This is a genomic window from Streptomyces sp. NPDC003034 (genome assembly GCF_053591375.1).
Map to the genome: position 1 here is coordinate 28,431 of NZ_JBSFTS010000009.1, position 11,597 is coordinate 40,027.

12 protein-coding genes are annotated in these 11,597 nt (G+C 72.7%); 4 read left to right on the plus strand and 8 right to left on the minus strand.

The genetic code is table 11. The annotated features are described in order from the left end of the window. Positions 1-157 precede the first annotated feature (157 nt). Both ACWDX7_RS12300 and ACWDX7_RS12305 read right to left on the minus strand, forming a co-directional pair. Positions 158-1,006, minus strand: coding sequence for an SDR family oxidoreductase (locus ACWDX7_RS12300; protein ID WP_451490545.1), 849 nt, complete (start codon positions 1,004-1,006; stop codon positions 158-160). Between the two features lie 63 nt (positions 1,007-1,069). After that, positions 1,070-1,834, minus strand: coding sequence for an SDR family NAD(P)-dependent oxidoreductase (locus ACWDX7_RS12305; RefSeq protein ID WP_451490544.1), 765 nt, complete (start codon positions 1,832-1,834; stop codon positions 1,070-1,072). Positions 1,835-2,077: 243 nt separating this feature from the next. Here ACWDX7_RS12305 and ACWDX7_RS12310 point away from each other — a divergent pair, with 243 nt between their 5' ends. Further along, the gene (locus tag ACWDX7_RS12310; protein ID WP_451490543.1) at positions 2,078-2,968 is read left to right on the plus strand and encodes a helix-turn-helix transcriptional regulator; all 891 of its coding nucleotides are present in this window, start codon (positions 2,078-2,080) and stop codon (positions 2,966-2,968) included. A gap of 130 nt (positions 2,969-3,098) precedes the next feature. After that, positions 3,099-3,311, plus strand: a complete 213-nt coding sequence (locus ACWDX7_RS12315; RefSeq protein WP_451490542.1) for a DUF397 domain-containing protein — start codon at positions 3,099-3,101, stop codon at positions 3,309-3,311. A gap of 1 nt (position 3,312) precedes the next feature. Here the strand turns inward: ACWDX7_RS12315 and ACWDX7_RS12320 are convergent, their stop codons facing one another. Beyond that, the gene (locus ACWDX7_RS12320; protein ID WP_451490541.1) at positions 3,313-4,194 is read right to left on the minus strand and encodes an alpha/beta fold hydrolase; all 882 of its coding nucleotides are present in this window, start codon (positions 4,192-4,194) and stop codon (positions 3,313-3,315) included. Between the two features lie 322 nt (positions 4,195-4,516). Next, positions 4,517-5,212, minus strand: coding sequence for a metal-dependent transcriptional regulator (locus tag ACWDX7_RS12325; protein ID WP_451490540.1), 696 nt, complete (start codon positions 5,210-5,212; stop codon positions 4,517-4,519). 213 nt (positions 5,213-5,425) lie between these two features. On the opposite strand from ACWDX7_RS12325, the gene ACWDX7_RS12330 reads away from it, so the two are divergent. After that, entirely contained in the window at positions 5,426-6,181 is a 756-nt protein-coding gene (locus ACWDX7_RS12330; protein WP_451490539.1) for an SIS domain-containing protein, read from the plus strand. A gap of 44 nt (positions 6,182-6,225) precedes the next feature. Here the strand turns inward: ACWDX7_RS12330 and ACWDX7_RS12335 are convergent, their stop codons facing one another. Both ACWDX7_RS12335 and pdxH read right to left on the minus strand, forming a co-directional pair. Beyond that, entirely contained in the window at positions 6,226-7,587 is a 1,362-nt protein-coding gene (locus tag ACWDX7_RS12335) for a PAS domain-containing protein (protein WP_451490538.1), read from the minus strand. Positions 7,588-8,033: 446 nt separating this feature from the next. Then, positions 8,034-8,696: a pyridoxamine 5'-phosphate oxidase gene (gene pdxH, locus ACWDX7_RS12340; RefSeq protein WP_451490537.1), complete on the minus strand. Its 663-nt coding sequence runs from the start codon at positions 8,694-8,696 to the stop codon at positions 8,034-8,036. Positions 8,697-8,896: 200 nt separating this feature from the next. Here pdxH and ACWDX7_RS12345 point away from each other — a divergent pair, with 200 nt between their 5' ends. After that, positions 8,897-9,994: a citrate synthase 2 gene (locus ACWDX7_RS12345; protein ID WP_451490536.1), complete on the plus strand. Its 1,098-nt coding sequence runs from the start codon at positions 8,897-8,899 to the stop codon at positions 9,992-9,994. A 60-nt stretch (positions 9,995-10,054) separates the two neighbouring features. Here ACWDX7_RS12345 and ACWDX7_RS12350 read toward each other — a convergent pair whose 3' ends face one another. Together ACWDX7_RS12350 and ACWDX7_RS12355 are read right to left on the minus strand one after the other, a co-directional pair. After that, complete coding sequence (locus ACWDX7_RS12350) at positions 10,055-10,717, minus strand: TetR/AcrR family transcriptional regulator (protein ID WP_451490535.1); 663 nt, start codon at positions 10,715-10,717, stop codon at positions 10,055-10,057. Further along, a complete protein-coding gene (locus ACWDX7_RS12355) occupies positions 10,705-11,442 on the minus strand; it encodes an enoyl-CoA hydratase family protein (RefSeq protein WP_451490534.1) in 738 nt (245 codons plus the stop codon). Before ACWDX7_RS12355 ends, ACWDX7_RS12350 begins: the two co-directional genes overlap by 13 nt. Positions 11,443-11,597: the final 155 nt, after the last annotated feature.

Below are 11,597 nucleotides of genomic sequence, written 5' to 3' on the forward strand. Positions count from 1 at the left end.
ATGCGGTGCGGCAGGGCGGGGGCTGCCCCGCCACACCGCAGTCGCGCCGAGGCGAATCATGCGGTGCGGCAGGGCGGGGGCTGCCCCGCCACACCGCAGTCGCGCCGAGGCGAATCATGCGGTGCGGCAGGGCGGGGGCTGCCCCGCCACACCGGGGTCAGACCGAGGCGGTGTCGTCGTGGCCGAGGTTGCCGCCCAGTTCGCGGGAGGCTTCGGCCTGGGCGAGAAGTTCCTTGGCCTTGGCCGAGACGCCCTCGATGGCATCGGCACCGGCGACGAATCGCAGCGGCGGCTGGTCCTGGTCGGCGAGGGTCAGCAGGGCGTGGGCGAGCTTGGTCGGGTCGCCGGGCTGCTGCCCGTTGATGCTCTTCCAGGCTTCGATCGTCGCGGTGGTGCGCTCGGCGTAGTCGTCGATGGTCGGCTCGGGCCAGGTGGTGGAGGCGTCCACGAGCAGTTCGGTGCGGAAGTAGCCGGGCTCCACGATGGTGGTGCGGATGTTGTACGGCTTGATGTCGTGGTGCAGGGCTTCCATCCAGCCCTCGACGGCGAACTTGGAGGCGGCGTAGGCGGAGGTGAACTCCGTGCCGACCTGGCCGGCGAGCGAGGAGAGGGTGATGACGTGGCCGTCGCGCTGAGCGCGCATGACGGGCAGGACGGCGCGGGTGACGTTCATCGGGCCGAAGAGGTTGGTCTCGATCTGCTGGCGCATGTGCTCCGGGGGGATCTCCTCGAAGTAGCCGGCGAAGAAGTTCCCGGCGTTGTTGATCAGGACGTCGATGCGGCCGAAGCGATCGACGGCGGCCTGTGCGGCCGCGTGCGCGTCGTCCAGGCTGGTCACGTCCAGCTTGGTGACCAGCAGGTCGTCGTGCGGCCCGCCCAGGGTCTTCTCGACCTCCTCGGGGCGGCGGCCGGTGGCGACGACCTGGTGGCCGGCCGCGAGGGCCTGGCGGACGATGTCCGTGCCGAGACCGCGTCCGGCACCAGTGACGAAAATGACCTTGCTCATGAGAGATTCCTTTCGGGCTCCGAATGAGGCGCCCAGTACGTGGCATGCCGGGCGTTGATGGGATCAGCCCTGTTCGGTGGGCATGATCCACAGCTCGCCGACGGCGGCGTGGCGGGGACGGGTGACCATGTAGGCGACACCGTCGGCGATGTCCTCGGCGGCCAGGACCTCGGTCCCCTCGAAGTAGGGATCGATCAGTTCACCGCGGACCTCGGGCTTGTTGTGCGCGCCCAGTTCGCTCTCCACGGCGCCCGGCTCCAGGACACCGACGCGCACGTGGCGCTGGGTGACTTCCTGGCGCAGGGACTCGGTGAAGGCGTGCACGCCGAACTTGGTGGCGTTGTAGACGCCGAAGCCCATGCTCGCCACACGGCCGGCGTAGGAGCCGATGTTGACGATGTCGGCGACCTGACGCGGGTCCTGTTCGGCGGCCTTCAGCAGGTACGGCAGGGCGGCGCGGGTGGTGTAGAGCAGACCCTGGACGTTGACGGCGATCATGCGGTCCCACTCCTCGGCGTCCGCACCGACGACAGGGCCCAGGAGCATCAGGCCGGCATTGTTGACCAGCGTGTCCAGCCGTCCGTACCGCTCGATAACGTGCTGCACGGCGCCCTCGGCCTGGTTACGGTCGGTGATGTCCGCGGCCACCACCAGCGCGGTGCCTCCCGCCTGCTCGATCTCAGCGGCAAGAGCTTCCAGTCGGTCCTTGCGGCGGGCCACGAGCGCCACACAGGCCCCGTCCTCGGCGAGCCGGCGGGCGGTGGCGGCGCCGATACCGCTGCTCGCGCCGGTGACGAGAGCGACGGTGCCGGTCAGTTTCGAAGCCATCGGGGGTGTCCTATTCTCCAGACGTACGGCGTATGGGCAGACGGCGGTCAGCGGCAGCGACGATCTCCTACGGCCGTTACGGCGCGTAATTCTCGAATGATCAGTGCCGTGCACCGGGCCCGCTATCCAGGCAACCACCCGCCGACCCCGCCCGGGCCCCCGTACGGGGTACGGCTCTTCCGGGGGTCCGCCAGTACCCCCTTCAGCCTGCTGACCTGCCAGGTACCGCCGTACGGTGGACCCATGGACCGCAGCAGCGAGATCCGCGAGTTCCTGCGCACCCGCCGGGCCCGGATCACCCCCGAACAGGCCGGCCTCGCCCCGCACGGCGGCCCCCGCCGCGTGATGGGGCTGCGCCGCGAGGAAGTCGCCCAGCTCGCCGGAGTCAGCGTCGACTACTACATCCGCCTGGAGCGGGGCCGCACCCAGGGCGTCTCCGAAACGGTCCTGGAGGCCGTTGCCCGCGCCCTGCACCTGGATGAGGCCGAACGCGCCCACCTCTTCGACCTTGCCCAGCCCACCGCCACCACTCGGGCCCGCCGAAAGCGCCCCCTCGCCCCTCAAAGGGTGCACCCGGTCCTGTACCGCACCCTGGATTCCCTCAACGTCCCCGCAGTGGTGCAGGGGCGACGCACGGACGTCCTGGCCGCCAACAAGCTCGCCCACGCCCTCTACACCGACTTCGAAGCCCGGCCCCGCCGCGAGCGCAACTTCGCCCGCTTGGTCTTCCTCGACGAGGCCGCCCGCGCGCTGTACGCCGACTGGGAGCGGGTCGCCGGCGACTGCCTGGCCGCGCTGCGCCTGTACGCCGGACGCCACCCCGACGACCCGCAGCTCACCGAGCTGATCGGCGAACTGTCCCTGCACAGCGACGCCTTCCGCCGCATGTGGGCCGACCACGACGTCCAAGCCCACACCACCGGCACCAAACGCCTCCACCACCCGCTCGTCGGCGACCTCACCCTCGACTACCTGGTCCTGGCCGTCGAAGGCGACCCCGAACAGACCCTCACCATCTACACCCCCGAACCCGCCTCCCCCTCCGCCGAAGCCCTGGGCCTCCTCGCCAGCTGGACCGACACCTCTGCCTCCCGGCCGCAGGCTCCCAAAGAGACACACAACCCGGCCGGCTGACCCGAAAACTCCCGCCATGCAAGGGCGCCGAACCCCGGCGGGACGTCATTCCGGCGAGGTTCCGCTGCGTAACCTTGGTTACGCAGCGTCATTCTCACAAATGTCCATGCAGATGTGGAAGGGGAGACACGTGGACCAGCACCACCACCAGTGGCGGAGGTCGTCCCGCTGCGCATCCGGCGACTCCTGCGTCTACGTCGCCACCGCACCCGGCGACGACGGCGGCGGCGACGCCGGTCACGTCCTCGTCGCCGAGAGCGGCGACCCCGGCGGGCGGGTGCTCCGGGTCGCCGCCCACGCGTGGGCCGCTCTGGTCGACGAGGTCAAGGCCCGTCGGGTCTGAGTCAGTTGCGGACCGCCTTGACGCCGTCCAGGAAGTGCTCCAGGGCGGCGCGCCACTCGGCCGGCTGGTCGTAGTGGAGGTAGTGGCCGGCGTCGGGGATCTCCGCGTACTGCCCGGCCGGGAGGACGCGGACCATCTCCTGGGCCTCGGCCCGGCCCAGCTCGCCGTCCAGCCCGCGGACCACCAGGGCCGGGCAGCGCACCTGGGCCAGTTCCTCCCAGTGCGCGTCGTGCACCCACGTCGCGCGGGCCGTCAGCATCTGGCGGCGGGAGAAGAGGGGGCGCCAGCCGTCCGGGGCCTCGTGCATGACCTCGGCGAAGAAGGCACCGCGGGCGGGGTCGGGGCGTTCCACTCGGGAGTCCTCCTCGCCGAACCAGCGGCGGGCCGCGTCCTGGGTGGGGAACGGCAGCGGCCAGCGGTGGAACCAGTCCTCCCAGTCCTGCTGGGAGGCTTCGCCGAGGGCGGAGGCGCGCATATCGCAGATCACCAGCGCCTCCACCAGGTCGGGGCGGCGGGCCGCGAGCTGCCAGGCGGTCAGCGCACCCATGGAATGGCCGATCAGGGTGACGGGTGCCAGGCCGAGCTGCTCGACGGCGGCTTCGGCATCGGCCACGAAGGCCTCGCGGCCCAAGGACGTCGAGGGGTCCGGTCCGGCGGGCGGCTGCTGGCTCAGACCGTGGCCGCGCTGGTCCAGGGCGACGACGCGGCGGTGCTCGCCGAGCCAGCGGGCGGTGCCGGCCCAGTGGAGGGCGCGGCCCATCAGACCGTGGAGTAACAGCACCCCGGGCCGCTCCGCGGGCGCCGGCCCCGCGGTCGATTCCCGGAACTCCCAGGCGGCCAGGCGCACACCATCGGCCCCTGTCACATCGATGCGCTGTACCACCGCAGATGCACCCCCTCTACTCCCGACCAGACTATCGAACCCGCATTCGAAAACGGGGTTCTCGCCGACAACACCGCTCTTTCGAGTGACCTTGCTCAAGGATTGGCCGCCGCTGCCGATGGAGATCCTTTCCACAGGGAGGCGGGCCGCTCGGGGAAGACGGTCCGATGGGGTGACCTTGAGAGCTCGGGGCTCCAGGTCACGAGGGGAGGACCGGTCCCGGCGCCGGGAGGCGCCGGGACCGTCCACACCAGGGGCTTACCGACCGCTCAAACCGGAGGCTCCGCCTGCTGCGAACTCCGGATGCCGCGGGCTCCGGCCGCTACGGGCGCTTCGCGACGAACACGTGCGAGGCGATGTCCGCCTCCAGCTCGGCCGCCTCCCCGCCGCTGCCGACCAGCACACCGCCCGGGGACTCCGTCACGCTGACCACCGAGCCGGGCTGCACGCCCGCCCGCCGCAGTGTGTACATCAGCTGCGCGTCCGTCTGGATCGGCTCGCCGATCCGGCGGACGACCACGGTCTTGCCCTCGGCCCCCGGGTCCAGCTCGGCGAGGCTCACCATCCCGGCGTCGAGGAACGGGTCCGCCTCGGCCTTCTCGCCCAGCTCCTCCAGTCCCGGGATCGGGTTCCCGTACGGCGACTCCGTCGGGTGGCGCAGCAGCTCCAGCACCCGCCGCTCCACCGCCTCGCTCATCACGTGCTCCCAGCGGCAGGCCTCGGCATGCACCTGCTCCCACTCCAGGCCGATGACATCCACGAGCAGGCATTCGGCCAGCCGGTGCTTGCGCATCACGCGGGTCGCCAGCCGCCGGCCCTCCTCCGTCAACTCCAGGTGCCGGTCGCTGGCCACGGCGACCAGCCCGTCCCGCTCCATCCGCGCCACGGTCTGGCTCACCGTCGGGCCGCTCTGGTCGAGCCGCTCGGCGATACGGGCGCGCATGGGGACCACACCTTCCTCTTCCAGCTCAAGGATGGTGCGGAGATACATCTCCGTGGTATCGATCAGTCCGGACATTCGTGCCCCTCGGATTGCGTGCGCTGGCCCTGCCCCCAATTCTGACGCATCGGGCGGACAACCGTCCCGTGCCGAGCGGTCACAGCCCGTACCGGAGGTCCCGCGGGACCTCCGGGCGCGGGATTGACGCCCGTATTGACACGCCCTCGGCCCAGACCGCACGGTGAGCGGCGGACACGGACGCGCACCCACCTCTGGAAGGGCCATCGGCGTATGAGCGAGAGCAAGCTGGCCGGTCAGTTCTTCGACGCGGCCATCGGGCTGCTGGAGCGGGTGCGGGACGAGGAGGCCCCGCACATCGCCGAGGCGGGCTCCCTCATCGCCGACGCCGTGGCCGCCGGCAAGCGGCTCTTCGCCTTCGGCGCCGGCCACTCCTCGCTGCCCGCCCAGGACGTGGTCTACCGGGCCGGCGGGCTCGCCGTGATGAACTTCCTCGCCGTCCCGGGCACCGTCGGCATCGATGTCATGCCCGCGACCCTCGGCAGCGCCCTGGAGCGGGTCGACGGCCTCGCCGCCGCGGTCCTGGACAGCAGCCCCGCCGCCGAGGGCGACGTCCTCGTCGTCATCTCCCTCTCCGGGCGCAACGCCCTGCCGGTCGAGATGGCCGTCAAGGCCCGCGCCATCGGCCTCAAGGTCATCGGTGTGACCTCGGTCGCCTACGCCACCGGGACCAAGTCGCGCCACGCTTCCGGCACTTTCCTGCGGGACCACTGCGACGTCGTCCTCGACAGCAAGATCGCGGTCGGTGACGCCGAGCTGAGCGCCGACGGCATCGCCGCGCCCTTCGCCCCCGCCTCCACCGTCGTGACCAGCGCGATCATGCAGGCGGTCATGGCGGCGGCGGCCGGCGAGCTCGCCGACCGCGGGATCGAGCCCCCGCTGCTGCGCTCGGGCAACGTCGACGGCGGCCACGAGTGGAACGGCCGGGTGATGCGGGAGTACGGCGACCGGATCTTCTTCCGCCACTGACCGGGCCGGGCCACCGACCGGGCCGCGCTGCTGACCGGCTTCCACTACGGGACCGGCCCGGGGCCCGTGGCGGGGCGGCCGCCGAGCGGCGGCTGTTTCCCCGGCGCCCCCGCCGCCAGGTCGAGATCGGCCGCGACCCGGGCGGCCACCTCCTCCGCGTACGCCGCGTCCGCGCGCTCGAAGGCGGGCCGCGAAGGCCCGCGCAGGAAGGTCAGCGCCCCCAGGGTCCGCCCCCGGCTCCGCAGCACCGTGCACAGCCCGTGCACCGCGCCCTCCGGCCACCGGCGGGCCCGCGCCCACGCCTCGTCCGCCTCCCCGCCGGGAGCGCTCGCCCGCACCGAGCCGATCCGGTCCAGCGCCTGCAGCACCGGATGCCCGGCGTCGTACCGTACGGGGATCGCACCCGGCCCCGGCAGCACCGGCGGGGACGCGACGGCCCGTACGAGCCGGCGGCGCTCCGCGTCGTCCGAGGGCTCCAGTACGTCGAGCAGCGCGTGCTCGGCGAAGCCGGCGAGCGCGAACTCCAGGCGCACGGCGGCCGCCTCGGCCGGATCCTCGCACTCGGCGGCCGCCCGCCCCGCGCGGTGGAGCTGGTGGGAGCGGAACCGCAGCTGCGCGGTGTCCAGCTGCTCCTGCCGGGCCTCGGTGACGTCCTGGAACAGCCAGCCCACCCCGAGCGGCACCGGCTCCTCCGCCAGCGGCGAGGCCAGCCGCAGGAACCCGCACCGCCAGCACCGCCGCCGCAGCCCCTCCGACGTGCGCACCGACACCCACAGCTCCACCGGCGCGGGCGGCGCGCCCTCGGCGAGCACGTGCTGCAGGGCGCCCTCCAGCTCCTCCACGCCCTGCGTCAGCAACTCGCCGAGCGGCCGCCCCAGCAGCGCGGTGCGGCCGGTGCCGAAAGCACGCGCGGCATGCGTGTTGACCACGGCGGGGCGCAGGTCCACATCGACCAGGACGACGCCCCACGAGGCGTCCTCCATCAGCGCCTCGCTCAGCGCGATGGACCGCTCCAGGTCGATCTGCGCGTGCACCTCGCTGAACGCGCAGTACACCCCGGCCGGTTTCCCGTCGGCCCCCGGCACTCCGGCGCACTGGGTGCGCACGAGGACCCGTCCGCCGTCCTTGGTCAGCAGCGCGAACTCGTGCACCTGGCGCCCCGGCAGGTCCTGGGCGGCCATGAGCCTGTCCTGTACGTCCTGCGCGTCGGCGGCCCGCGCGGCCCACCCGGCGAACCCCTTGCGCCCGACCGCCTCGGCGGCGGACCAGCCCAGGATCCGCTCGGCCTCCCTGTTCCAGTGCGTGATCACGCCGTCGGAGTCGAACGCGCACAAGGCGGCGTCCATCCCGTCGAGCAGCGCTGCGAGCAGATCGTCGGTGGTCTCACCACGTCCGGAAGCACTCACCTGGCACCCCCTGCAGGTGTTCGTGTGTGCGGCACGTCAGATCATTGAACTGGAACGTGACCCAGCCCACACCGTGTTCTCGGGAATCCCACCGTCCGGCCCCGGAAATATTTGCTTGTGCCGTGCGGGCGGGGCTTTTAGGCTCGGCCGTACACGAGAAGGGAGGTGGTTCCCGAAATGTACGGAAACCGGACGCGTGAGGTGGCTGCGGGCTAAAGCGCCCGTCGTCGCACGCACCCAGTGCGGTGCCCGGCGGGATCGCCAGGCGCCAATCCCAAGCAGTCACCCGACCCGCGGGCTCGCCGGTACGTCCGGCCGGCTCCTCTCACTGCAGGAGAGGATCCAGAGCCCGCGGGTCGTCTGCTTCCTCCGGACCGGGCACGGCGTACGGGTGCACCGGCGCACGGGAACACGTCGTACGGATCGCGCGCCGACCGGACCACGCCTTACGGGCAGAGGCGCTCGACGCGCCACTTCTCGCCGTCCAGGACGTACCGCAGCCGGTCGTGGAGGCGGTTCTCGTGGCCCTGCCAGAATTCGACCGCGTCCGGGGTGACCCGCAGGCCGCCCCACTGCGGCGGGACCGGGACCTGCTCGTCCTCGGGGTAGCGGGCGGCGAGCTCGGCGTAGCGCCGGTCCAGTTCCGCGCGGGAGCCGATCACGCTCGACTGGTCGCTCGCCCAGGCGCCCAGCTGCGAGCCGTGGGGGCGGGAGCGGAAGTACGCCGCCGTCTCGTCGCGGCCTATGCGGGCCGCCGTGCCGGTGACGATGACCTGGCGGGCGATGGCGTGCCAGGGGAAGAGCAGGGCGATGTGCGGGTTCGCGGCCAGCTCGCGGCCCTTGCGCGAGCCGTAATTGGTGAAGAAGACGAAGCCGTGCTCGTCGAACTGCTTCAGCAGCACCGTGCGGGAGCTGGGGCGGCCGTCCGGGGTGGCCGTCGACACCACCATCGCGTTCGGTTCGAAGAGCTGCGCGTCGGCGGCCTGCTGGAACCACCGGGCGAACTGCCGCATGGGGTCGTCTGCGAGGCTCTCCTCGGTGACGATCTGCGAGCGGTACTGCTTGCGCATGACGGCGGGGTCAAGGTCGTGGTCGGTCACGCGTGCCATCCTGCCGCAGTACGCCGGTGGGCGGTGTGCCGTATGTCACGCTTCCGCAGGCCATCGGGAACGGACAAAATCTTGGGGCCGGTCCGACGGTCCCCGCACGGGTGACCATCCGCCGTGCCGGGCATCAACGGGGATGACCGCGCCGGACCGCGAGTCACGCCGGGAGCCGCGCGTGTTCGCACTATCTGAGGAGCCGCCTGATGTCCGACTTCGTACCCGGGCTCGAAGGGGTCGTCGCGTTCGAGACGGAGATCGCCGAGCCGGACAAGGAAGGCGGAGCGCTCCGCTACCGCGGTGTAGACATCGAAGACCTCGTCGGCCACGTCTCCTTCGGGAACGTCTGGGGCCTGCTGGTCGACGGCGCCTTCAACCCCGGTCTGCCGGCCGCCGAGCCCTTCCCGATCCCCGTCCACTCCGGTGACATCCGTGTCGACGTGCAGTCCGCGCTCGCCATGCTCGCCCCCGTGTGGGGTCTGAAACCGCTGCTCGACATCGACGAGCGCACCGCACGCGATAATCTCGCGCGGGCCGCCGTGATGGCTCTGTCGTACGTCGCCCAGTCCGCCCGCGGCCAGGGCCGGCCGATGGTGCCCCAGCGGGAGATCGACAAGGCCGAGTCCGTGGTCGAGCGGTTCATGATCCGCTGGCGGGGCGAGCCGGACCCGCGGCACGTCAAGGCCGTCGACGCGTACTGGACCTCGGCCGCCGAGCACGGCATGAACGCCTCGACCTTCACCGCGCGGGTGATCGCCTCCACCGGTGCGGACGTGGCGGCGGCGCTGTCCGGCGCCGTCGGCGCCATGTCGGGCCCGCTGCACGGCGGCGCGCCGTCGCGCGTCCTCGGCATGATCGAGGAGATCGAACGCACCGGTGACGCCGTGGCGTACGTGAAGAGGGCCCTGGACAAGGGCGAGCGGCTGATGGGCTTCGGGCACCGCGTGTACCGCGCGGAGGACCCCCGCGCCCGCGTGCTGCGGCGTACGGCCAAGGAGCTGGACGCCCCGCGCTACGAGGTGGCCGCCGCACTGGAGAAGGCCGCGCTGGAGGAGCTGCACGCGCGCCGGCCCGACCGGGTGCTGGCGACCAACGTGGAGTTCTGGGCCGCGATCATGCTGGACTTCGCGGAGGTTCCGGCGCACATGTTCACCTCCATGTTCACCTGCGCCCGTACGGCCGGGTGGTCGGCGCACATCCTGGAACAGAAGCGCACGGGCCGCCTGGTCCGCCCGTCGGCCCGCTACGTCGGCCCGTCCCGGCGCGACCCCCGCGACATCGAGGGCTACGAGGGCATCGCCTGATCCCCCGCTGCCGCCCGCCGGGCGCCGCATCCCGTACCGGGGTGCGGCGCCCGCCGCGTTTCAGCCGCCCAGTACGGCGTCGAGGATCCGGGACCACTGGGCGACGACGCGGGCGCGGCGGGCCGCGTCGTCCGTGAGGACGTTGGCCAGGCCGAGGCCGCGGGCCATGTCGAGCAGGCCCTGCACGGTCTCCCGTACCCCCGGGACGGATTCGTCGGCGCCCAGCAGCTCCACCGCGATGCGGTGGGTCTCGCGGCCGACGCGCGCCTCCAGCTCGGTGACCTGGGGGCGCAGTTGGTCCTCGTTGGAGGCGGCGACCCACAGCTGGAGGGCAGCGCGGAAGAGGGTGCCCGTGTACAGGTCCACGAGCGCCTCCACCACCGCGGGGCGGGCCACCGGGCCGGCGTGGAAGAGGGCGCGCAGGGCGGTCGACCGCTCCTCCGCGACGTACGCGACGGCCGCGGTGAACAGGTCCTCGCGCGTCGGGAAATGATGCTGGGCGGCGCCCCGCGAGACCCCGGCCCGTTCGGCGACGACGGATACGGTGGAGCCCGCCCAGCCGTGTTCCGCCAGGCAGGAGACGGCCGCCTCCAGGAGATGGCGCCGGGTGGCCCGGCTGCGCGCCTGCTTGGGGCCCGGGCGGGCATCGGGACGCGAGTCCGGGCGGGAGTCCGGGCGGGAGTCCGGGCGGGAGTCCGGGCGGGAGTCGGTCACAGCGCCCATGACGGGTCCCGGCGCTCGAAGCGGGCGGTGATGCCTTCGCGGGCCTCGTCGGAGGCGAAGAGCGACGCGGAGATCCGGGTCAGGCGGGCGCCGTCACGCTCCAGGGCTTCCCGTACGGCAGCGGTCGTCAGCGCCTTCGACGCGGCCAGGCCCTGCGGGGAGGCCTTGCGCAGCCCCGCCAGGACCGGTTCGAGGGCCTGGTCCACGTCCTGCGCGTGCAGGGTGAGCAGGCCGATGCGGGTGGCCTCCGCGGCGTCGAAACGCTCGGCGGTGAGGAAGTAGCGGGCGGCCGCACGCGGGTCGAGCCGTGGAAGCAGCGGCATCGAGATCACGGCGGGGGCCAGGCCGAGGTGGGTCTCGGTGAAGGCGTACGAGGACCGCGGCCCGGCGGCGGCGATGTCGCAGGCGCCGAGCAGGCCGAGGCCGCCGGCGCGGACGTGGCCGGTGACGCGGGCGACGACGGGCTTGGGCAGCTCGGTGATCTCGCGGAGCAGGGCGAGGAAGTCGGCGGGGTCGCAAGGGCACTTGAGATCGGCGCCGGCGCAGAAGGTGGTGCCGGTGTGGGTGAGGACGACCGCCCGGACCGCGGGGTCCGCGGAGGCGGCGGCGAGGGCGGTGCGGAGCTCGTGGACGAGGTCCGCGGAGAGGGCGTTGCGGTTGGCGGGGGAGTCCAGCGTGAGGGTGGTGAGGCCGGCCGCCGTTGCGGCGTGCAGGAGTAGGGCCATGTCTCCTCCGGAGCGGTGAGCGGGTGAGCGGGGCGGGGACCCTCCCCGGGGAGGGTAAGCGGGCGGGCCTGGCCCCGTCGCCTCCGGGTGGGCGCGGGACGCCGGGTGGAGCGGGCCCCCGGTGGAGTGCGGACCATGGCGGGGCAGAGCCCGCC